This is a genomic window from Candidatus Paceibacter sp. (assembly GCA_013360865.1).
In the GTDB taxonomy this organism is placed as follows: domain Bacteria; phylum Patescibacteriota; class Minisyncoccia; order UBA9983; family UBA9983; genus SURF-57.
The window spans coordinates 1-21,195 of sequence record JABWAS010000016.1; the positions used below are offsets into that span (position 1 = coordinate 1).

20 protein-coding genes and 1 tRNA gene are annotated in these 21,195 nt (G+C 44.2%); 7 read left to right on the forward strand and 14 right to left on the reverse strand.

Going from position 1 to position 21,195, the window contains the following annotated elements:
• Window positions 1-236: 236 nt before the first annotated feature.
• The 3 genes from HUT38_03530 to HUT38_03540 are packed head-to-tail and all read left to right on the forward strand — an operon-like array spanning window position 237 to window position 2,299.
• Entirely contained in the window at window positions 237-692 is a 456-nt protein-coding gene (locus tag HUT38_03530) for a DoxX family protein (protein NUQ57527.1), read from the forward strand.
• Between the two features lie 3 nt (window positions 693-695).
• Window positions 696-1,034, forward strand: a complete 339-nt coding sequence (locus tag HUT38_03535; protein ID NUQ57528.1) for a methionine--tRNA ligase subunit beta — start codon at window positions 696-698, stop codon at window positions 1,032-1,034.
• 2 nt (window positions 1,035-1,036) lie between these two features.
• Window positions 1,037-2,299 carry a tRNA (adenosine(37)-N6)-threonylcarbamoyltransferase complex transferase subunit TsaD gene (locus HUT38_03540; protein ID NUQ57529.1) on the forward strand — a complete coding sequence of 421 codons (1,263 nt, stop codon included), beginning with the start codon at window positions 1,037-1,039 and terminating at the stop codon, window positions 2,297-2,299.
• 58 nt (window positions 2,300-2,357) lie between these two features.
• Here HUT38_03540 and HUT38_03545 read toward each other — a convergent pair whose 3' ends face one another.
• Entirely contained in the window at window positions 2,358-2,816 is a 459-nt protein-coding gene (locus HUT38_03545) for a hypothetical protein (protein ID NUQ57530.1), read from the reverse strand.
• A gap of 543 nt (window positions 2,817-3,359) precedes the next feature.
• Between HUT38_03545 and HUT38_03550 the strand changes: the two genes are divergently transcribed.
• The 3 genes from HUT38_03550 to HUT38_03560 all read left to right on the forward strand — a co-directional run bounded on the left by HUT38_03550 (window position 3,360) and on the right by HUT38_03560 (window position 6,709).
• Window positions 3,360-5,366 carry a valine--tRNA ligase gene (locus tag HUT38_03550; protein ID NUQ57531.1) on the forward strand — a complete coding sequence of 669 codons (2,007 nt, stop codon included), beginning with the start codon at window positions 3,360-3,362 and terminating at the stop codon, window positions 5,364-5,366.
• The gene (locus tag HUT38_03555; protein ID NUQ57532.1) at window positions 5,354-6,064 is read left to right on the forward strand and encodes a PrsW family intramembrane metalloprotease; all 711 of its coding nucleotides are present in this window, start codon (window positions 5,354-5,356) and stop codon (window positions 6,062-6,064) included. Before HUT38_03550 ends, HUT38_03555 begins: the two co-directional genes overlap by 13 nt.
• A 171-nt stretch (window positions 6,065-6,235) precedes the next feature.
• A complete protein-coding gene (locus HUT38_03560; protein ID NUQ57533.1) occupies window positions 6,236-6,709 on the forward strand; it encodes an Hsp20/alpha crystallin family protein in 474 nt (157 codons plus the stop codon).
• A 45-nt stretch (window positions 6,710-6,754) separates the two neighbouring features.
• On the opposite strand, the gene gnd is transcribed toward HUT38_03560, so the two are convergent.
• The 5 genes from gnd to HUT38_03585 form a co-directional block, all read right to left on the reverse strand.
• Window positions 6,755-7,660 carry a decarboxylating 6-phosphogluconate dehydrogenase gene (gene gnd, locus HUT38_03565; GenBank protein ID NUQ57534.1) on the reverse strand — a complete coding sequence of 302 codons (906 nt, stop codon included), beginning with the start codon at window positions 7,658-7,660 and terminating at the stop codon, window positions 6,755-6,757.
• Window positions 7,661-7,850: 190 nt separating this feature from the next.
• Window positions 7,851-7,925 (reverse strand) — tRNA-Phe (locus HUT38_03570).
• Entirely contained in the window at window positions 7,916-8,179 is a 264-nt protein-coding gene (locus tag HUT38_03575; protein NUQ57535.1) for a GIY-YIG nuclease family protein, read from the reverse strand. The genes HUT38_03570 and HUT38_03575 overlap by 10 nt, the downstream gene beginning before the upstream one ends.
• Window positions 8,180-8,276: 97 nt before the next feature.
• A complete protein-coding gene (locus HUT38_03580; GenBank protein ID NUQ57536.1) occupies window positions 8,277-8,588 on the reverse strand; it encodes a hypothetical protein in 312 nt (103 codons plus the stop codon).
• A gap of 11 nt (window positions 8,589-8,599) precedes the next feature.
• Window positions 8,600-10,774, reverse strand: coding sequence for an O-antigen ligase family protein (locus HUT38_03585; protein NUQ57537.1), 2,175 nt, complete (start codon window positions 10,772-10,774; stop codon window positions 8,600-8,602).
• Window positions 10,775-10,804: 30 nt separating this feature from the next.
• Between HUT38_03585 and HUT38_03590 the strand changes: the two genes are divergently transcribed.
• Entirely contained in the window at window positions 10,805-12,088 is a 1,284-nt protein-coding gene (locus tag HUT38_03590; protein NUQ57538.1) for a sugar transferase, read from the forward strand.
• Window positions 12,089-12,164: 76 nt separating this feature from the next.
• Here HUT38_03590 and mnmA read toward each other — a convergent pair whose 3' ends face one another.
• The 8 genes from mnmA to ychF all read right to left on the reverse strand — a co-directional run bounded on the left by mnmA (window position 12,165) and on the right by ychF (window position 21,118).
• A complete protein-coding gene (mnmA, locus tag HUT38_03595; GenBank protein ID NUQ57539.1) occupies window positions 12,165-13,283 on the reverse strand; it encodes a tRNA 2-thiouridine(34) synthase MnmA in 1,119 nt (372 codons plus the stop codon).
• Window positions 13,284-13,321: 38 nt separating this feature from the next.
• Window positions 13,322-13,522: an endolytic transglycosylase MltG gene (locus HUT38_03600; GenBank protein NUQ57540.1), complete on the reverse strand. Its 201-nt coding sequence runs from the start codon at window positions 13,520-13,522 to the stop codon at window positions 13,322-13,324.
• Complete coding sequence (locus tag HUT38_03605) at window positions 13,444-14,112, reverse strand: endolytic transglycosylase MltG (GenBank protein ID NUQ57541.1); 669 nt, start codon at window positions 14,110-14,112, stop codon at window positions 13,444-13,446. Before HUT38_03605 ends, HUT38_03600 begins: the two co-directional genes overlap by 79 nt.
• A gap of 7 nt (window positions 14,113-14,119) precedes the next feature.
• The gene (locus HUT38_03610) at window positions 14,120-15,361 is read right to left on the reverse strand and encodes a hypothetical protein (GenBank protein NUQ57542.1); all 1,242 of its coding nucleotides are present in this window, start codon (window positions 15,359-15,361) and stop codon (window positions 14,120-14,122) included.
• A gap of 102 nt (window positions 15,362-15,463) precedes the next feature.
• Window positions 15,464-16,492 (reverse strand): hypothetical protein, encoded by a 1,029-nt coding sequence (locus HUT38_03615; protein NUQ57543.1) that lies wholly within the window; start codon window positions 16,490-16,492, stop codon window positions 15,464-15,466.
• Between the two features lie 18 nt (window positions 16,493-16,510).
• The gene (locus HUT38_03620) at window positions 16,511-18,937 is read right to left on the reverse strand and encodes a leucine--tRNA ligase (protein ID NUQ57544.1); all 2,427 of its coding nucleotides are present in this window, start codon (window positions 18,935-18,937) and stop codon (window positions 16,511-16,513) included.
• A 101-nt stretch (window positions 18,938-19,038) separates the two neighbouring features.
• Window positions 19,039-19,584 (reverse strand): NYN domain-containing protein, encoded by a 546-nt coding sequence (locus HUT38_03625; protein NUQ57545.1) that lies wholly within the window; start codon window positions 19,582-19,584, stop codon window positions 19,039-19,041.
• 487 nt (window positions 19,585-20,071) lie between these two features.
• Window positions 20,072-21,118, reverse strand: a complete 1,047-nt coding sequence (gene ychF / locus HUT38_03630) for a redox-regulated ATPase YchF (GenBank protein NUQ57546.1) — start codon at window positions 21,116-21,118, stop codon at window positions 20,072-20,074.
• Window positions 21,119-21,195 lie beyond the last annotated feature (77 nt).

A 21,195-nucleotide genomic window follows, 5' to 3' on the forward strand; every position in this document is an offset into this window, starting at 1 on the left:
ACCGCGTTAAAAATGGCGCCGGTTCAATTTGCCGCCGCCAATAAATCAGATACAATCAAACATATGGAGAAGGTGTCCTAAAAAAGGGGTACCCTGCAGGGGTTGCCGAGGCTCTGCGAGGCGGTGGCGGGGCGATTCATTCCTCGTCGGGATTGGTTTCAAAAAAGGTTCGAATTTTGTACAATGAATACCGAAGGATTTACGTTAAAAAATTATTAGGTAAAAACAAATTTTTTATGGCAAATTTGCAAAAATTTTTCTTGTTCGTTTTAAGGCTCGCGATGGGTTGGATGTTTTTTTACGCCGGGATTACCAAGGTGCTTAATCCGCAATGGTCGGCGGAAGGGTACCTAAAGGGCGCCAAGGCCTTTACCTGGTTTTTCCAAATGCTTTTGGACCCAAGTATTCTGCCTATCGTAAACTTCGCCAACAAATGGGGTTTAACATTGCTTGGGGTCTCTTTAATCCTCGGTTTATTCGTCCGATTCAGTTCCCTTTTAGGTGTCGTCCTTATGGCATTATATTACTTGCCGCTCGGCTGGCCGCAACCTAATCCGCACGCCTACATAGTGGACGAGCATATTATTTACATCGCCGTGTTGCTTTTCTTCGCCGCCGCCAAAGCCGGACGCGCCTGGGGCGTGGACGGCAAACGCCAGCATCATTCCGGCGTAATGAGAATACTGGGATAAAAAATGATAACTTTCAGCGATTTTCAAAAAATAGAAATAAAAGTCGGCGAAATTTTGTCGGCGGGGAAAGTGGAAGGCTCGGAAAAGCTCTTAAAACTTTCCGTTGACTTCAACGAACCTACGCCAAGGCAGGTTGTTTCCGGCATCGCCAAAACTTTTACCGCGCCGGAAAAACTTATCGGCAAACAATTTTTATTCGTCACCAATCTTGAGCCGCGACAGATTATGGGACTGGAAAGCCAGGCGATGATATTAGCCACGCGCAAACTCAAAAAATCCGGCGAGGAAATTATCCTGATGAAGCCGGCCAAAAAAGTCGCCAACGGAAGCAAACTGGGGTAATTATGAAGATTCTGGCTATTGAAACGTCGTGTGACGAAACAAGTATCGCGATAATTGAAGCGAAAGACGGGCTTAATAACCCGTCTTTTAAAATTTTGTCCAACATTGTTTTGTCGCAGGTAAAACTCCACGCGCGCTGGGGAGGAGTGGTGCCGTCATTAGCTAAACGAGAACACTCAAAAAATTTGATACCAATTTTGGAAAAAACATTGAGGAAAGCGGGGTTATTAAACTCAAAAGTCAAAAGTCAAAAGTCAAAACTGCAGCTCAAAACTATAAAAGTTTTAGAAAAAACATTAGAAAGAGAACCGGAATTACTACAGCAATTTTTGGATTTTATTCCAAAAATAGAAACGCCAAAAATTGACGCTATCGCCGTAACCGTAGGGCCGGGGTTGGAGCCGGCGTTGTGGGTGGGGGTAAATTTCGCCAAAGCTCTGGCGTTGGTGTGGAATAAGCCGATGGTGGGGGTGAATCATATGGAGGGGCACATTGCCGCCGTTTTATTGCAAAACGGCGGAATTTCCAATTTCCAATTCCCAATTTCCAAACAAATTTCAAAATCAAAAAAACAAATATCAAAACAAATTCAATTCCCTGCTATCGCCTTGCTGGTATCGGGCGGGCATACGGAACTGGTACTGATTAAAAATTGGGGAGATTATAAAATTATCGGCCAGACAAGAGACGATGCCGCCGGAGAATGTTTTGACAAGACTGCTCGCATGCTGGAACTTCCCTATCCGGGCGGTCCGCAGATAGCCAAGCAGGCGGAAAATTTTAAAAAATATCCGCTCACTTTCAGAATGGGCGGCTGGACGCGTCGGGAGATGGAAAAAGAGGCGTTTAACATAAAACTTCCCCGCCCGATGATTGATTCCAAAGATTATGACTTCAGCTTTTCCGGCCTCAAGACCGCCGTTTTGTACATGCTCCGAGATATGAAGGAACGGCACATAAACATCGGCGATTTTACCCCGATGATTTGCCACGAGATCCAGCAATCAATAATTGACGTTTTAATCGCCAAAACAATAAAAGCGGCCAAAGAATTCAGCGCCAAATCTATCATCATTGGCGGCGGCGTGAATCAAATGAAAAAAGCCGCCAAGGAAAAATTACCCTCGACGACCTTGTATTTACCGGTTCCAAAACTTACCGCCGACAACGCGGCCATGATCGCCGCGGCAGGGTATTTGCAAGCTTTGAATAAAGAATTTATGGGGCCGAAAAAACTGGAAGCGAAAGGAAATTTGGGATTATAAAGATGTAAAAAAGAAAGAGCGCTGGTCAGGCGCTCTTAAAACTTAATGACCAAAATATTTATGTTTCACCCCTTATTTCTTTTAATTGTTTATAAACATGCAATAGTTTTTTTTGAGTTTTAAACAATTTTTCATCCAGCGCGTTTGAAACTGCCATGTAAAAAAGCAACTTGCCTGAAATGGTTTTTATAATTTTCATTATCTCTTCACTAGGTTTACGCGAATCGGCCCACCTTTCATAAATACCAATAATATTAGCGTGACATTTTAAAATAGGGTCCGATAAGCAAACCTCAACATCTTCATGATCTAAATTGCCCTTCCTTATAACCTTAAGGTCCACCATATCTTTCATTTCTTTTGAAAAGGAAAACATTATTTCTTTCCCAAATTTTTCAGCATCCTCTTTCTCCAGTTTTATCAGCGGTTCAATGATCTTAAGCAGTTTTTTATCCTCCGAACTAATACCAAAAGTATTATATAAATTTAAAAATTCCTTGCCTAACTCTACGCACATTTATTTTTCCTCCTTAAAAAACCATTAATTCATTCAGAATTCTGTATAATTTACCTACAAAAAACTCCATCTATTACCCTAAAGGCAATTTTCTTCTCCAGAAAGCATCTGCCGTCCGGCAGTTGTACAGTGATATATAGACTTGAGCATCCTTGATCGTGCGGCCGAGGATATGGTTCAGAATCATCTTGCCCACAATCGCACCCTTCCGCTTGTTTAATCAATTTAAGCGGTGTATTCACAGGAATGTCCTCATTAAGAATGAACCTTCTCCCAAATTCAGTCAGTATAACTTGCATATATTCTCCCCTTAAAAAGGTTAAAAATATTAAGTTTTAAAAGAAAATACATTATTATGTTACATTAATTCTCTCTTTTGTCAAGCCTTATAAACCCTTTATTTTCTGCTAAAATTAAGGGCAATGGAAAAAAATGGCTCCAATAAAATACCGGACAAACTCCTAAAACCCTACGACCCGAAAGAAACAGAAAACCAACCCGGACAAATTGCCGGAAAGGCATAAAGAGCCTTTTACCATAATCATGCCCCCGCCGAACGCCAACGGCTCGCTTCACGCCGGACACGCGGTGTTTGTTACCATTGAAGACCTCCTCATAAGATACAAAAGAATGAGAGGGTTTAAGGCCTTGTGGGTGCCGGGCGCGGATCATGCCGGATTTGAGACGCAAGTCGTTTACGAGAAAAAACTGGAAAAAGAAGGGCGCTCAAGATTCAAAATGGACCCGAAAGAACTTTACGATGAAATAATGGCGTTCACCCAAAGCAACAAAGCGGTTATGGAAAATCAACTGCGGGAGCTTGGCGCTTCCTGCGACTGGTCAAGAGAAAAATTCACCCTGGACGCGGACATAATAAAAACGGTTTACCAAACTTTCAAAAAACTTTCCGACGACAAGTTTCTTTATAGAGGCAAAAGAATCGTCAACTGGTGTACTAAGCATCAGACTTCCCTTTCCGAACTGGAAACCAATTCCGAAGAAAAAACAGATTCTCTTTATTACATTAAATACGGCCCGTTCACAGTTGCCACCGTGAGGCCGGAAACAATTTTCGGCGACACGGCCATCGCCGTTAATCCACATGACAAAAGATACGCGGAATATATCGGAAAAGAAGTTGAGCTCGGCGCGCTGGGCAAATTTATCGGCCGGGAAAAATTAAAAGTCATCGCCGACGAATACGTGGACAAAGAATTCGGCACAGGCGTGGTCAAAATCACCCCCGCCCACGACCCAAACGATTTCGCGATCGGTCTTAGACACAACCTGACGTCCATGGAAGTCATAGACAAATACGGCAAATTGAACGAAAAAGCCGGAAAATACGCCGGACTAAAAGCCGATGAAGCGAAGGGGAAAATCGTGGAAGATTTAAAGACTGCCGGCTTGCTTGAAAAAATTGATGATAAGTATAAACATTCGGTAAAAAGCTGTTACAAGTGCGCCAAAACGATTGAGCCGAAAATAATGGACCAATGGTTCGTCAAGACAAAACCGTTGGCGGAAAAAGCGATGGATGCGGTGTCCGGCGGAAAAATTAAATTCGTCACGGAAAAATTTGAGAAAATATTTTTCCACTGGATGAAGAACATTCAGGATTGGAACATATCCCGCCAGATCGTCTGGGGTATTCCTGTTCCCGCGAAAATTTGCGAGAAATGCGAACACGGTTTCGTAGACACAGAAGACGAGATTGAAAAATGCCCGAAATGCGGAGGAGAAGTTTATGACGATCCTGATACTTTTGACACCTGGTTTTCTTCGGGCCAGTGGCCTTTTGCCGCCCTTGGCTATCCCGACGGAAAAGATTTCAAAACTTTCTATCCGACCGATGTAATGGAAACGGGGTCCGATATTCTTTTCTTTTGGGTCGCCAGGATGATAATGCTGGGAATTTATGCGACTGGAGAAGTTCCTTTTAAAACAGTCTACTTGCACGGCCTTGTCCGAGATATCAACAGGCAAAAGATGAGCAAAAGCAAAGGCAATGTCATCAGCCCGATTGAGATGAGCGAGAAATACGGCACGGACGCCTTGCGAATGGCGCTTGTCGTTGGCAATACGCCAGGCAGCGACATGGCGCTGTCGGAAGACAAAATCAGGGGCCATAAGCACTTCGCCAACAAAATATGGAACGCCAGCCGGTTTGTGATGGAAAACACGCAGGATTTTGATTTTGACAAAAAACCGAAAATAACGGAGGAAGACGGAAAAATTCTGGATGAGCTCAAAGCGCGAGCCGAAGGGATTACCAACGACATAGAAAATTACAGATTCTATATGGCGGCGGAAAAGGCTTATCACTACTTCTGGCATAATTTCGCCGATGTCATCATAGAAAAAAGCAAACCGCGGCTGTCCGGCCAAGATGAGTCCGAAAAAAAATCAGCCCAATGGACGCTTTTTGAAATTCTCTCCACTTCGTTGAAGATCCTCCACCCCTTCATGCCGTTTATCACCGAAGAAATCTGGTCGCTGTTGCCGACAAAAACAAAAAAATCCCTTATAATAGAGCAATGGCCGGTTTAGGTAATTTAAGCGCGTCAACTCTTTTCTTCGCCTTGCTGGGAGGATTCTTGCCTTCCCTCCTGTGGCTTTGGTTTTGGCTTAAAGAAGACAGCCGCAGGCCGGAGCCTCGCGTCAACATAATGTGGGCGTTTCTCGGCGGCATGGCGGCGGTTCCCATAGCCATCGTTTTTGAATATTTTGTCTTTTACCGCGCCGGACTCGCCGCCGCTTCCGCCCTTCTGGCGTGGGCGTTTATAGAAGAAATTCTCAAATATTTCGCCGCCCGAAAGACGGCCATCTCCAAGCCCGTCTTTGACGAGCCGGTGGACGCCATTATTTATATGATAACCGTCGCTCTCGGGTTCGCCGCTTTGGAAAACACTCTTTTTATAATCAAGACTTTTATGGAAAGCGGAGTCGTCTCCGGTCTGGACATCGGCAATATCAGGTTCATCGGCGCCACCTTGTTGCACACCGCATCTTCGGCCATTGTCGGCTCGGCTGTGGCCTTCTCCTATCCGAGCAAAAAAGCCCTGAACGTCAGGATAATAATCGGCCTTGTTCTGGCCGGACTTTTGCACTTCGCTTTCAACTATCTTATAATTAACATCGGGGACGGGAACGCGATGAAAGTCATGGTTTCGCTTTGGATTGTTATCATCGCCATCATATTAATTTTTGAAAAGGTCAAAAAAAATTATGCTCACCCTGTGAAATGATTTTAAACGGCTTGTGCAATAAACGGGCGTAATTATAATTAAACAACAAGATTAAATTAAAAAGTCGAGTTTTATAAATTTCAATTTAAAATCGCCCCGTGAAATGATTTTTGTTTTTACAAAAATCGTTCCGCCAAAGCGGAACATTTCACAGGGCATTTCACAGGGTAAATGTCAAAAGACAAAAGATCTTTCTTTGAGCGACTGACCGGAGCCAACAACTCCGACTTTGATTACGAAGAAAGAGAGGAGTTGGAGGAGAAATCTTCGGAAGGAAACTACGGCTACGCCGCCGACGGCGAAGAGCCGGGCGAAGAAGGCCAACTGGCCGTGGACGTTTATCAGTCGGACAACGACATCGTCATCCAGGCCATCGTGGCCGGAGTGAGGCCGGAGGAGGTTGACGTCGCCATCACCAGGGACTCGGTCACCATCAAAGGCCGCAGAGAAAACGCGAGGAGAACGGGGCGGGAAAATTTTTTCTGCCAGGAACTTTACTGGGGTTCGTTCAGCCGGACGATTACCCTTTCCTCGGAAATAGATCCGGATTCGGTTGAGGCCTCCAGCAAAAACGGCATTCTGACGGTCAAACTCCCTCTGATAAACAAAAACAGGATGCAAAAAATAAAGGTCAGGGAAAGTTAATAAATAATTGCAAAATAAAAACATCGATGTCCGACATCGATGTTTTTATTTCTTTTCCGCCGCGTCGTGCCCGCCGAATTGATTCCTCAAAGCCGAGAGAACTTTTCCGGCGTAGCTTGGATTTTTCTCCGACTGCCTGCGGAAATTGACGGACTCTTCAATCACGGGAACTGGAACATTAAGCCTTTTTGCTTCTTCCGTCGTCCATAAACCTTCTCCCGTCGCCGCCACTTTGCTTGATATTCCATCCAAATCTTCCCCATATTTTTCAAACGCTTTTTGAGCCCAGCCGATAAGCCTGGACTCGATAACGCTTCCTTTGTTATACAAAGCGGCCACCTCCTTCATAGATAAATCAAATTCCGACTTTTTAAGCACCGAGAACCCTTCGGCTATGGCCTGCATCATGCCGTACTCAATGCCGTTATGAACCATCTTTACAAAATGTCCCGCTCCGCATTTGCCCATGTATCCATAAGCGCCCGGCGCGGCGATGTCGGCGAAAAGCTCCAGATGTTCCCGATAAGTTTTTTCTTCGCCGCCGATCATAAGGCACGCTCCGTCCCTGGCTCCGCCCGGGCCGCCGGAAACGCCGACATCAAGAAAATTGACTCCTTTACCTTCAAGCATTTTCCCTCTTCTGACAGTTTCGGCGTAAGGAGAATTCCCTCCGTCAATGACGGTGTCTCCCGCGTTCAAACGCGGTAAAATTTCGTCCAAAACTTCGTCCACGGTCTGATGAGGCGTCATAAGCCACATCAACCGCGGCGATTCAAGAGATGAAACAAGTTTGGCGATATTTTCGGCGCCCCTTGCGCCGCTTTTGGCGGCGCGCGCCGCCGCCTCGGGATTTTTATCGTAGACGACAATTTCGTAGCCAAACCCAAGAAGCCTCTCCACCATATTGAGACCCATTTTCCCCAAACCGATGTATCCTATTTTTTTCTTCATTTAGTTTTTTTATATTATGCCGAAGGTGAGAATCGGACCCGCCCGCCACGACTGCCGTCGGGCATGTCGGGCGCGGCTCACGACCATTTCTTTTTCAGAGAAGTGCTCCCCGCCCGCAACGCCAGAGCAAGCTCATGCTTGCGATGGCGGACGCGGTATCACTGATCTACACACATTATTATATCTTATTTGGTGCCGAAGGTGAGAATCGGACTCACGACCCCTTCTTTTTCAGAGAAGTGCTCTACCACTGAGCTACTTCGGCGCAATTAATTTATTTAATCCTAATCTATTTTTTAAAAATCTTCTACCAAAACCAGTTTTGAAAAAATTTTCTCTTGCAAGCGCGCTTTCTTTACTTAAACACGCCTCATAATATATTAATTTTATAGGTAATCTGTTTTTTGTCGCTTCAACCAAACCAGCTGAATGTTCATCAAATCTTTGCTTCAGGTTCTCGCTAAAACCTATATATAAATTCTTGTCTTTTCCGCTTAATAATACGTATGTATAAAACATAAATTAATTAAGAAGCACAGGACCACTGACCGCGCCCGCAACGCCAGCAAGACAACTTGCTTGGCTTGCGTGGCGGGCGGGGTTCTACTCCAGCTCTTTAATTCTTCGGCAGTAAATTTTCCAAACCTTTCAGCAAGTCGGCGGAAATGCCCTGATTCAGGTTTTCGCTTACCTCGTTGATTTTGTTCACGCCGCCGGAAACGGATTGCAAAACTTCCAGATATTTTTTAAGGTACGGCTCTATGTACCAGTAGGCTCCGTAGGAAATGCCGATTATAAGCACCCACTTCAAAATCCAAAAAACATTACCCATAATACGGGCTCTGTTCATTTTTTGCAATATCTCCAGGCTCTTTTTGTTCAGCTCTATGTTTTGCCTCAATAAAACCTTAAGTTCCTCCTCTGACATATAAATATGGGCTAAATTTTCCCCTCCCTTATCTGCTTGATGTAAACTTCGCCTTCCGCTTTGAAGTCCGGCCTGATTTTTATAGCTTCCTCAATTTGCTCAATGGATTGTGTTCTTTTGCCGGTCTGGAAGTAAACCGCGGCCAGATTGAGGCGGTATTGTATTTCGCTGGGATTTTGCTCTATGAATTTCTTGAGAATGCTCTCCACTTTCGCGTAATTGTTCTTGCTGGCGTAAGCCTTCAAAAATCTTTCGTCGGCGATTATCGTCCCCCCATGGTCTTTCATCAGTTCTTCGGCCAACTTATCCTGTCCGGCAAATACGGCTCCGACGGCGTAGATTTGCCTGGCTTCGTCATATTCCTGGTCCAACTTAAAAGATTTTTTTAATGTCTCCAAGCCTTTATCGTATTGTTTGGAGTTAATATAAGAAGTTCCCAGTTCAAAATAAAGCTGTTGCTTGTTGGGCGACAGCGTAATGGCTTCGTTTAAAACCTCAATAGCCTTGACGTTGTCGCCTTTCTTGTTGTAAAGCGACGCCAAAAATACCATTTCCCTGATATCGTCCGGGTATTCTTCGGTCTGTTTGACCATTTGTTCCAGCGTGTAATCCATAATCTCGTTGCTTAACGCCTGATCGGGAATTCTGCCGTAAACGGTCATGGCGAAATTGGCCAGATGCTCTCTGGCTTCCATTTTTCCGAACGAGTCATAAGCGATGGCCTTTTTAAAACTGTCCAAAGTTTCGCGGTATTGGCCGGTGCCGGAAAGCTTGAACGCGTCAATTATCCCCTTGGAAGTCATAATGCCGGGAACATTTAACGCGTAGACGCTGAACAAAGCGCCTCCCGCCAAAACCGTGGCAGCCATAGCTTTGCCGTAATTGAATTCTTCGCCCGCTTTTTGAGGAACGGCGGCCGGCGATTGTTTACTCGTCCTGGCATGGATGTACGCCAGAAAAACAGTGAAAAGAACCCAACTGGCAAGATTGTCAAAAACGAAAAGATTATGAAAGAAATATGCCCCAAACATGCCGGTCAACAAAGCCGCGTCAGTGGCGGAAAAAACACCTTTCTTTTTCCCTCTCCAGACCGCGAAAATTCCGGAGCCGAAAAGTCCGAGGTAAACCAAAAGACCGAACATCCCGTTCATCGTCAGTCGGTCAAAAAACACATTGTGCGCTCGATCAAACCAAGGTTCTTGCTTCCATAAAATCGGTTCGTAATATTTGTTGAAAACAAGGTTGTAGTTTTCCGGTCCCCAGCCGAAAAGCGGTTTTTCTTTAAATCCGTTCCAGCTCATCTTCCATATATTCAACCTGGATTCCGTAGTCCTTTCCGTGACTGAAATAACCGAAAAGCGGGTCAGTACAGGGCTGGCTTTAACAAAGGCAGAATCCTTCATCAACCAAAAAGCGCCCGACACCGCCAAAATCCCGACAATAAACGCCAATGAAACCTTCTTCAATTTTTTGCTTTGCGAAAACAACACAATCAAAAAAGAAGAAACCAGCAATCCGCCCATTATGCCCAAAATCGCTCCTCTGGTGGCTGTGTAATAAAGAACCACCGCTTCCAGAATTACAACCGGCAGATAAGCGTATTTTGCTCGGCCGCTTTGCCGGAAGTACATAATCATTGCCAGAAAAATGTGCATCACCATATAAATGGCCAGGTAGGTGGCGTTGCCCAGCGTCGCGTCCAGCCTGTTGCCCTGATGGGTCGCCAACGCCCCGCTTAATTGCAAAACGCCGTAAACGGCCACAATAACACTTACCCCCAATGTTGTGTTTAAAAACCAACCCCAAACTTTTTCGGTTTTTAAGAGCGCGGTTAGCGCGATGAAATAGGCGAACAGATGGATATAGGTTATCAGTCCCTCCATTCTTTCGTAGTTGGACCAGAAGCTCTTGTAAAAATTAACTCCGAAAATAGAGGAGAGAATCATTGAACCAAGAAACGCCCCGAACATCCATAAAATCCAGCCCTTGGCCGGGCGATATCTGGCGTCAAAAATCATCAAAACCAGCCATAGAGCGGCAACCACCTCCACCATTATCCTGAAGGTAAAATTTTTCCCGGTAATGAACGGAAAAAACATATTGGAAGACACTATTAGCACAATAAACGGCGTCAAAAAGACGCCCAGCAAAGCAAAATATTTAATTATGTTAAAGCTTTTATTCATATGAGTTATATGCTATATTAGCACACAAATATGATTTCAGGCAATCGCCTCAAGAAAATATCATTGGCTGCCGGCGACGCCGTCGCTTTCTACGCAAGTTTGTTTCTGGCTCTTACCGTCCGCTACTGGTCATTCCCGGGACAGGAACTCTGGGAAATACACCGGGGGCCTTTTTTGTTTGTAAACGCCCTTTGGATACTCATTCTTTATATCTCCGGATTTTACGACCCCAATAAATTTATCAATTCAACAAAAATACTGGCTGTCCTGAAAACAATGGCCATCGGCGCCGGCGGAGCCATTCTTATTTTTTATTTCATCCCTTATTTCAACATCGCGCCCAAAACCAATCTTTTCATTGACGCGGCCTTTTCTTCCATGCTTTTGTGGGGCTGGAGAAATTTTTTCAAACTTGTTTCCATAAAAAGCCACAAAATAAAGGTGTTTTTTTTGGGCGAGTCCAAAGAAACCATGGAATTTAAAGATTTCCTGGATGTCAACCCTCATCTCGGATACAAAACCGTCGGCGACGCCGAAGCGGCCGACATAATAGTAGCAACGGAAGAAAGCAAGCAGGACAAGGAAACAGTCAAAACTCTTTACGAAAAAGTGCTGGCCGGAAAGACGATAATGGAATTCAGCCGACTTTACGAGTCGCTGACGGGCAAGGTTCCGGTTTCCGCGATAAGCAAGGCTTGGTTTATGGAAAACCTTCTGGAGATAAACAAACAAAGTTTTGAGAAAGTTAAAAAATGGTTAGACCTGGCTTTGACCGTGGTCGTATTTTCCCTATTCGCCGCGACTTTTCCTTTCGTGGCTTTGGCCATTAAAACCACTAGCCCCGGTCCGATTTTCTATCGCCAGAAAAGGGCGGGCAAAAACGGAGAACCGATTGAGATAATAAAATACCGTTCCATGGTAAAAGACGCCGAAAAAAACGGCGCCGAATGGGCCAAAGCCAAAGACAACCGCGTGACCATTATCGGCAACTTCTTAAGAAAAACGAGAATAGACGAACTGCCCCAGGTCATCAACGTGGCCAAGGGCGAGCTTTCCTTCGTCGGCCCGCGCCCGGAAAGGCCGGAATTCACCGCCGAACTGGCCAAAAAAATACCTTATTACCCGATGCGGCAACTGATCAAGCCGGGACTCACCGGCTGGGCGCAGATAAACTTCCCCTACGGAGCTTCCATTGAAGACGCGACCCAGAAACTTCAATACGACCTTTACTATGTAAAAAACAGGTCGTTGCCTTTGGAAATATCAATCCTGCTTAAAACCATAATGACGATATTAAGAAGAGAAGGGCGTTAACCAGGAATTAGGTTGCAGGTTGCAGGTTGCAGGTTTTTAAAATTTTTCCTAATTCCTACAAGCTAACTCCTACAACCTAAACAATAATTCCTCCTCCCGCCAGCTCCTCCCCGTCATAAATCACCAACGATTGACCGGGCGTAACAGCTTTTTGGGGATTATCAAACAGAATCACGAATTCAGAATTATGAATTAATATATTATTTGAATTTTCTCTTTTTTCCTTGATTCTTAATTCTTGATTCTTAATTCTAATTTTGCATTCTTCCAGCGGCTGACGGTACCTTATTCTCGCCTTATATTTTTTATTTTTGTCTGGAGCAAAACCGCTTATCCAATTCGCGTCCATTATCGCGACTTCTTTTTCAGCAAATTTATTTTCCGCCGCTTTTTCCGCCGCCACCAAAATATTTTTCTTAAAATCTTTGGCGACGACATAATAAGGCGCCGCGCCGCCTTTGAAGCCGAAACCGCGCCGCTGGCCGATGGTGTAAAACGCCAGACCATCATGCGTCCCGATTGTTTCCTTTTTCTCGTTTACCACTTTTCCTTTCTTCGGCTTGATGCTCTTTTTCAAAAAATCTTCCATATTAAATTCGCCGATAAAACACACCCCCTGGCTTTCCTCTTTTTCCGCCGTCGCTAAACCGTGTTTTTTAGCAATTTCCCTTACTTCCGACTTCAATAAATCGCCTATTGGGAAAAGGCAGTGTTTAAGCTGCTCCTGCGTCAAAGTCCACAAGAAATAAGACTGGTCTTTATTGAGATCTTTGGCAATTTTTAATCTACCTTTCTCAATTTTCACATAATGGCCAGTGGCGATATGATCAGCGCCCATCGCCAAGGCTTTCTTCAAAAACACGCCGAACTTAATGTGCTTGTTGCACATAATGTCCGGGTTGGGCGTCCGACCGGCTTTGTATTCGCTTATCATGTAATCCGCCACTTCTTTTTTGTACTCTTTCTCAGCGTCAATGGTTATAAACGGAATGCCCAGTTTGGCGCACACTCTCATCGCGTCGCGCCTGTCTTCTTTCCACGAGCAAATAATGCCTGGAGGATACCAGCCTTTGATATAACAACCAACCAAATTATAACCCTGCTTTCGGAGCAGCAAAGCCGCGACGGAACTGTCCACCCCGCCTGACATCGCTACAAAAACCTTTGTTTTTTTATTTTCACCCGATTTTTTCACCCTAAAATAATACAATATAAATCAAAACAAGTCCAGAGTTACTTCAGGTATTTTTCAACGTTTTTCAGGTGCTCCTCGTAGGTTCTGGCGAAACGGGTCGTGCTGTTTTTGTCGTGGAGATAATACAGGTAGGGTGAATCTTCAGGATTTAAAGCGGCGTCTATGGCGTCCAAACCTGGATTGGCGATTGGACCGGGCGGCAATCCTTTGTAAAGATACGTATTGTAAGGCGAATCAATTTTGAAATTTCTTTTTCTCCGGTAATATAAGGGAAAACAGCGTCAACCTGCAAAGGCATGTTTATTTTTATTCTCTTCCATAAGATACCGGAAATGACTTTCCTGTCCTGCCCATTTGAAGCTTCTTTCTCTATCATGGAAGCCATAATTAGCGCATCTTTGCTTATGTCGCCGACTTTCTTTTTGAAATTGGCGGTCATCTCCCCTATTATTTCTTCCGCTTCGGCGGTTTTAAAAAACAAATACGTGTCAGGAAACAAATACCCTTCTTTGCCTTCGCTTTCCTTGATGAATTTTTCCTTGTCAAAATATTCAAAGTCGGAAAACATTCCGGCAATGTCCAGATTGTCGGAGCCTTCCGGCACCACTATCTTTACCGGTTGCACTCCAAACTCCCCCCTGACGACGCGCCGGATTATCGCCAGCGCCGAAGTCCGCTTTTCAAACAAATAATCGCCGTGCTTTATTTTATTGGCCTTGGCGGAAATCCCGGCCGCCACGACAAAAGCCGTTTTGTTTTTTATCAGATTTTCGTTTTTCATCAATCCCGAAACTTCCCTCAAGCTTGCTCCCTTTTTAATCCTTATCATTTTATCTTCAGGAAAATTTTCCGGAGGCGCCAGAAAAACCTGCCACGAGAAAAAAGACAGCAGCAAAAAAGAAACCGGCCACAAGATGTATGTTTTGAGAATAATCCTCATTTACAACCGACTTGCCCCTTACCGCTCGGCGGGGTACCGGGAAGTGATAAATGGTGGCCAGTTCCTCGGTATTTAAAACGTAAGTCTTGCGGGAGTAAGAAACCGGTATGTAGAAAGCCGCCCTCTGGCAATAAGCGGCAAACATTCTTCTTTCTCTGGCGGACTCCCTGGATTCCCTTAATAAATAATTGACGTAAGCCGTGGCGTTTATCCTCTTGAATCCATTCAGATTGTGAGCGTTATACTGGGTCATCGCGCCGGTAATTACATGCGGCATCGCCCGGTTGAACAAATCCTTTTCCGCCAGATAAGCCACACGGACGCAGGTGTCAAAACCAAGCTTGGAAACGTTTCTCTCAATCGCCTCCAGCACAATCCTTTCCCCGGGAGAAAGCATCAGCGAGCTGAAAGAGTCTTCTTCTTTTTGGTCCCTCTTCATCATTTTTTCCACCAGTTTTGCGCCGGCGTCTTTCCATTTTGTTTTGGTGGAACGTATCAAAATCTGAAACCAGATTTGTTCGCCCGCTTTCAAAGATCCCATAAGCTCCAGAAGAGACGTCATCGGGTCCGTTTTCTGTTCTTCTTCGGCCGCGAGATTGTCCAGCCCGTAGTCAATGTATGTTCTTATGGGATAAGCGTCTTCTTTTTCCAGAATATATTCGCCGGCGTAAAACTTTAGATTCTCCTTGTCGCCCCGGGCGACGGCCAGAGTGTAATCATCAACCTGCTCCAATTCTATGTCCGGGTACTGGGCGTAGATTTGCGATTCAACCAGTTTTTTGATGCCTTTGGGGATGTATAAATAAAAATGAATTTGGCCGCCGAAGCTCGCCACCTCCAGGCTGAACCACGGGCGCAAAACCCCTTTCCAGTATTTATCCACGAAGTTTCCGTCCCTCCTCTGCAGATGAAGGACGTTTAAAATCATTTCCATCGCCCGCGGACTTTTAGGGATTTCTCGGGGGAATTTTATTTCCAGCATCGCCCATTCCATCTCGCCTAAAAATTTAAGCCTGATGTAATATAGCCAGAGTTTCCACAAAAGATAGCCGAGTATCGCCGGCAGCCACAAAAAACTGGAATCCAGCAACACCCTGAAAAAACCGAGAAAAAAACTTTGAACCGAAAACAGCTCCATGGCTTTTATTATAGCACTGTTTGGGATTTTTTAGAACTTCCGCCCGAACTTTATGAACCTGCCTGCCGGCAGGCAGGCTTTACAAACTTTTAACTTTAAAAACTAGGAAATCAGGTATTTCCCTTCTTTGTTTCTCCTGAAAAATTCCCTGTTTTGAAGATTAACGAGAATGGTGTTCTCTTTGACGTATCTTTCCTTGAGAACTCTTTTGATTATTTCGTCTTTAGCGGCCGGACCTTCGGATTTGATTATGAATTTGATGATGTCTCTTACCGTGCCGTACTTGTAACCCCAGTCGGACAAGGCGTAAAGTCCGCGCCCGACGAGAACAAACCGCCCGTCCTTTATCAGCTCGTTATGCACCGTGGCCGGGTTGGCCGGTTTGGAGAAATGCGAGGATATTTTTTGAGCCACTTCGGTAAAGTGCATCGGGGAACCTTCTTTTCTTAAAACAAGATAAGCCAAATCTCTCACGCCCCTCGGCTTGATGCTGGGAGAAACGGACAATCCCCACTCGCCCAAAGCGTTGGCACCTATGACCTTGGAGATATTGAGCCACCTTCTGGCGGCCTCCTCGCTTATATTTTCGCCCGTGGCGTTTTCCGCGTATTTTTTCAAAGAAGAAACGATGTGCTTCTCCGCCACCAGGTCGTCTTCTTTTATGTCATTGTGCAGCGAGCGCAAAGCGTCGTGGATTTTGTCAGCCGTTTCCTGGCTTATCGTCCAGCGATGATGGAACTCGTCGTCTTCCTTAAGCTTGGTGAACTCGTCGCCCAGAACCAACAAAAAGTAAACGTGGTTCTCGTGAGACGGGTCGCCCGACAACGAAGAAAGAACGTCTTTCTCGGAAAGAATTCGGCCTTTTTGCTCTATGGCTTCTTTAAGCTCGGCGAAAACATCGGCGGCCGACTCAAAAGCCGGATTTTCTTTGATGACATTGAAAGCGAAGTTGGTGATTTGCCTGACCCGTTCCCTGGTTATGCCATACTGGTCTCCGATGGCTTCAAGAGTCATTTTTTCCACGTTTTCGCCCAACCCAAAACGCTGAACCACGATATCTTTGGTCCTTTCCTTGAGACAGGATATAAATTGTTTGGTAACGCTTTTTGGTTTGAAACTTAGTGTCGCCATTTTAATTTTTATACGCGGTTAAGGTCGCGTTATTATGCTTATTATTTTATCGGGCACGAAAATTATTTTTTCTATGCCCTTTTCGTTTACATATTTTTTAACATTTTCACGTTTTAATGTCAATACTCTGGCTTCTTCTTCGGAAATTCCCGCCGGCGCCTCAAAAACATCCCTGGTTTTGCCGTCTATCTGCACCACCAATTTGAACGTTTTTTCTTTGATTTTCTCCTCGTCAAAAACCGGCCATTTTTCAAGATGAATTGAAGTTTTATGACCAAGTATCCCCTGCCAAATTTCCTCCGCCAAATGCGGCGCGAAAGGAGCGAGAAGCTTTATAAAACTCTCCATCTGCGGAATTGACATTGGCGTGCTTTTAACAAGACCTGTTGGTAATTCTTTTCTTGCCAGGTTGAAAAAGATCATCAAGGATGATATCGCCGTGTTGAATTTAAAATTTTCTATGTCTTCGGAAACCTTTTTGATTGTCTTATTAAGATCCGCGCTAATTTCTCCGCCCCAATCTTTTCTCCCATATAATTCTTTATTTTTAGAATCAGCTTTAACGTCTTTTTCATAATTTTCTTTCCACCCGTAAACATAGTCAAAGATACTCGCCAAAAATCTTCTAAGTCCTATTAAGTTTTTTTCGCTCCATGGTATCGCCTGTTCAAACGGACCCATAAACATCTCGTACATCCTTAGCGTGTCCGCCCCCCACTTCTCAACAACATCGTCGGGGTTGATGACATTACCCCATCTTTTGCTCATTTTTCTACCGTCTTCGGCCGTGACAAGACCGACATTATGCAATCTCATGAACGGCTCTTTCCCGCTTACCTCTCCGATATCGTATAAAAACTTATGCCAAAAACGGGCGTAGATAAGATGCCGGGTGGCATGCTCCGCCCCTCCCACATACACGTCTACCGGCATCCAGTATTTCTCTTTTTCCTTATCCGCGAAAACTTCGCTGTTTTTGGGGTCCGCGTATCTCAAGTAATACCAGGACGAGCCGGCCCACTGGGGCATGGTGTTGGTTTCCCTTTTGGCCTTGCCTCCGCATTTTGGGCATTTTGTATTTACCCATTTATTTATTGTCGCGAGCGGCGATTCGCCCGTTCCAGTCGGTTCATAAAATTTCACTTTCGGCAATTTAACCGGCAAATCTTTTTCCGGCACTGGCACTACGCCGCAATTATCGCAATGCACGAGCGGAATCGGCTCGCCCCAATAGCGCTGGCGGGAAAACACCCAGTCGCGAAGTTTGTATTTAATCGTTTTTTTTCCGCCGGAAATTTTTATCGCCTCGTCTTTGCCAATCAAAGCCGCGTTGGAAACCGGCAAGTTGTATTTCTTGGCAAACTCCGCGTCTCTTTCATCGTGCGTCGGCACGGCCATTACCGCGCCGGTACCGTAAGAAGCCAGCACGTAATCCGCCACCCAAACTGGCAATTCTTCTCCATTGGCGGGATTTATCGCTTTTATGCCTTTTAATTCCACGCCGGTTTTTTCTTTGACCAAATTCGTTCTCTGCAAGTCGGTTTTATTTTTAGATTCTTCCGCGTATTTTTTAACTTCTTCAAAATTAGTTATACCCATCTCTCCCGCCGGACGCGGAGCGTTTTCATATTCTTGTATTAAAGGATGTTCTGGAGACAAAACGACATAAGTAACCCCAAAAATCGTATCCACCCGAGTAGTAAAAACTTCCAAATCGCCCGTCGAAAATTTTGACCCCCCGACTTTGAATTTTATTGTCGCTCCTTCCGACTTGCCTATCCAATTTCTCTGTGATTCCTTTATATGCTCCGGCCAGTTGAGCTTATTTAAATCCTCAAGCAACCTTTCGGCGTAATCGGTAATCTTGAGCACCCACTGCCGCATCGACTTTTTTATGACCGGCGTGCCGCATCTTTCGCACTTGCCGTCTTCCACGTCCTCGTTGGCCAAGCCGGTCTGGCAGGATGGGCACCAGTTTATTGGCTCATAAGACTGATAGGCCAACCCTTTCTCAAACATTTTGAGAAATATCCACTGCGTCCATTTGTAATATTCGGGATCAGTGGTGTTTATCTCCCTATCCCAATCATAATTAAATCCTATCCGCTCAATCTGTTTTTTAAACCTTTTTATATTCTTGTCCGTTGATATTTTGGGATGGATTTTATTCTTTATGGCGTAGTTTTCCGCCGGCAGGCCGAAAGCGTCCCAGCCCATGGGATGCAGGATGTTATATCCGCTCATTTTTTTAAACCGCGAGTAAACGTCCGTGGCGATGTATCCCTTGGGGTGCCCCACATGCAAACCTTCTCCGGACGGATACGGGAACATATCCAGCACATAGCATTTGGGATTTTTTGGATCTTCTTTCGTATTATAAATACCGTTTTCCTTCCAATATTTCTGCCACTTTTTTTCTGTCTTTTTAGGGTCGTAGTTACGCATAATTAAATTGATTTGACAAATGTCTTTATTTTGCTATATTGATAATGTTCAGTTACGACTGGACAGAACCAAACTTCCCGGCCCGCAAGGGTGCGGGATTTTTATTTTTTAATAAATTTCTTAAATTTAGAAAAATTAATATATTTCGCGCATTTTATAAGTTCTATCGACACATTATACTTTGTCGCCATAACAAAACATTTTTTACCGTATTTCATCTTCATCAATTGCAGAAGTGGCGCAAAATCGCTATCTCCGCTCACCAAAATCAGTGTTTCATAATTATCTTTGTTTTCAAGAACATCAATGGTGAGTTCCACGTCTAAATTGCCTTTATGAAATCCGCCCGATTCGTTATTTTTGTCTTTTATAAACTTTACTTTTTTAGTCCTAACTTTATATCCGATTATTTCCAGAAAATCCAAAAAAGATTTTTGCTTCTCATGTTCCGGATCATAGGCCGTATAAAAATAAACTCGCGATAAGTTTGTTTCTTTTTTAAGATAATCCAGTAATTTTTTAAAATCAATCTTAAAGCCTAGATGTTTTTGGGAATGATAAATATTTGAAGCATCTATAAAAACAGCCGCTCTGCTGTTTTTATTTAAAGTAATTTTTTCTATCTTTTTAGGGTCGTATGATTTCATAACACTATAAGTATAATACAATGATTTTTGATTTTATTCAAAAAAATCCTGCGCTTATTTTTTAATATTTCAGCGCAGGATTTTATACCTAAGTTGATGAAAATTTAAGGTTTGCTAGTAATTCTGGCAAATTAAAGCGACCAACACGCCGCCACCACAATGGCAGCAATTACTGCAACCATTGCTAAGATTACTAAGATTGCTGACAATTCTTTTTTCTCTGGTTTCTCTGACCTCTCGCTAGGTGGTATCCAAACGCCTGGTCTGTGGCGAACATGAGTTCGATCTTTCTCTTTCTCTCGTCTTCTCCCGCCACCCGGTGGGTTGCCTAAACATCCAAAACACATAACATCCTCCTTAATTTTAAAAGATTGCTAAAAATAAAGTACTCTACACTTATGGAAGCACAAAAGAAAGGTTTATGCAATTTTATTAAAAATGTACACGCTCCTTAGAGATCGCATTTATCTGTGTACATTTTTATTTTTTATATCTTAAACTCAATCACGTCGCCGTCCTTTACCACATATTCCTTTCCTTCCGTGCGCACCAAACCTTTCTCTCTGGCTTTGGCGTAAGAGCCGGACTCCAGCAAATTTTGCCAGTTTATTACTTCGGCGCGGATGAATTTTTCTTTGAAGTCGCCGTGGATGGCCGCTCCCGCTTCCGGCGCGGTGGAATTTTGTTTAACCGTCCATGCCCTCGTTTCGTCTTCGCCGGTGGTAAAATAATTCATCAAACCTAGCAGTTTATAAGATTCCACGATCAAATTATCAATGTTGCTTCGTACCCCCAGTTCTTTTTTATCCTGTTCGTTCATCTCCATCAAATCTTCCTCTGTTTTGATGTCCAAAACTACGTGATTTTTATTTTTCAAATCTTCCGGCAATTCCGTATTTTTGTCTGAAATATTATAAATATACAAAATCGGCTTCATTGTGAGCAGGTGAGAATCTTTGAGCAGCAGTTTTTCCTCGTCTTTTAACTCGCAGCCGTTGGCCAATTTGCCTTGTTCCAAAACGGCTTTTATTTTTTTAACGACTTCCAGTTTCTTCATTGCTTCCTTGTCGTTGCCTTTCGCTTCACGCTCGAGTCCGGCGATTCTTTTGTTCACTGTTTCCAAGTCGGCCAGAATAAGTTCCGTCTCTATCACGCCCACATCGTTTAACGGGTCAATCTTATTATGGACATGGATGATTTTGTCGTTGTTGAAAACCCGCACCACCTCGGCAATGGCGTCCACCTTGCGGATGTTAGCCAGAAATTTATTGCCCAGACCTTCCCCTTCCGAAGCGCCTTTCACCAGGCCGGCAATGTCCACGAACTCCACGACCGCCGGCACCGTTTTTTTGGACTTGGAAAATTCGGTCAGTTTGCCCAGTCTTTCATCCGGCACCTCCACCACCCCCACGCTCGGGTCAATGGTGCAAAATGGATAATTGGCTATATCCACATGTCTTTTGGTCAATACCTTAAAGAGCGTGGACTTTCCCACATTTGGTAATCCGACAATTCCGATAGACAAAGATGACATAGATGTAAACTAGCATTTATGGACGAAAAATAAAAGAGAGAAAACAGCTAACAAAATAAATAAAACTATTCCAATTA

Bases quoted from the DNA above. Each gene is read 5' to 3' on its own strand.
- HUT38_03530 (NUQ57527.1), top strand. From the start codon at position 237: ATGGCAAATTTGCAAAAATTTTTCTTGTTCGTTTTAAGGCTCGCGATG.
- HUT38_03535 (NUQ57528.1), top strand. From the start codon at position 696: ATGATAACTTTCAGCGATTTTCAAAAAATAGAAATAAAAGTCGGCGAA.
- HUT38_03540 (NUQ57529.1), top strand. From the start codon at position 1,037: ATGAAGATTCTGGCTATTGAAACGTCGTGTGACGAAACAAGTATCGCG.
- HUT38_03545 (NUQ57530.1), bottom strand. From the start codon at position 2,816: ATGTGCGTAGAGTTAGGCAAGGAATTTTTAAATTTATATAATACTTTT.
- HUT38_03550 (NUQ57531.1), top strand. From the start codon at position 3,360: ATGCCCCCGCCGAACGCCAACGGCTCGCTTCACGCCGGACACGCGGTG.
- HUT38_03555 (NUQ57532.1), top strand. From the start codon at position 5,354: ATGGCCGGTTTAGGTAATTTAAGCGCGTCAACTCTTTTCTTCGCCTTG.
- HUT38_03560 (NUQ57533.1), top strand. From the start codon at position 6,236: ATGTCAAAAGACAAAAGATCTTTCTTTGAGCGACTGACCGGAGCCAAC.
- gnd (NUQ57534.1), bottom strand. From the start codon at position 7,660: ATGAAGAAAAAAATAGGATACATCGGTTTGGGGAAAATGGGTCTCAAT.
- HUT38_03575 (NUQ57535.1), bottom strand. From the start codon at position 8,179: ATGTTTTATACATACGTATTATTAAGCGGAAAAGACAAGAATTTATAT.
- HUT38_03580 (NUQ57536.1), bottom strand. From the start codon at position 8,588: ATGTCAGAGGAGGAACTTAAGGTTTTATTGAGGCAAAACATAGAGCTG.
- HUT38_03585 (NUQ57537.1), bottom strand. From the start codon at position 10,774: ATGAATAAAAGCTTTAACATAATTAAATATTTTGCTTTGCTGGGCGTC.
- HUT38_03590 (NUQ57538.1), top strand. From the start codon at position 10,805: ATGATTTCAGGCAATCGCCTCAAGAAAATATCATTGGCTGCCGGCGAC.
- HUT38_03605 (NUQ57541.1), bottom strand. From the start codon at position 14,112: ATGATAAGGATTAAAAAGGGAGCAAGCTTGAGGGAAGTTTCGGGATTG.
- HUT38_03610 (NUQ57542.1), bottom strand. From the start codon at position 15,361: ATGGAGCTGTTTTCGGTTCAAAGTTTTTTTCTCGGTTTTTTCAGGGTG.
- HUT38_03615 (NUQ57543.1), bottom strand. From the start codon at position 16,492: ATGGCGACACTAAGTTTCAAACCAAAAAGCGTTACCAAACAATTTATA.
- HUT38_03620 (NUQ57544.1), bottom strand. From the start codon at position 18,937: ATGCGTAACTACGACCCTAAAAAGACAGAAAAAAAGTGGCAGAAATAT.
- HUT38_03625 (NUQ57545.1), bottom strand. From the start codon at position 19,584: ATGAAATCATACGACCCTAAAAAGATAGAAAAAATTACTTTAAATAAA.
- ychF (NUQ57546.1), bottom strand. From the start codon at position 21,118: ATGTCATCTTTGTCTATCGGAATTGTCGGATTACCAAATGTGGGAAAG.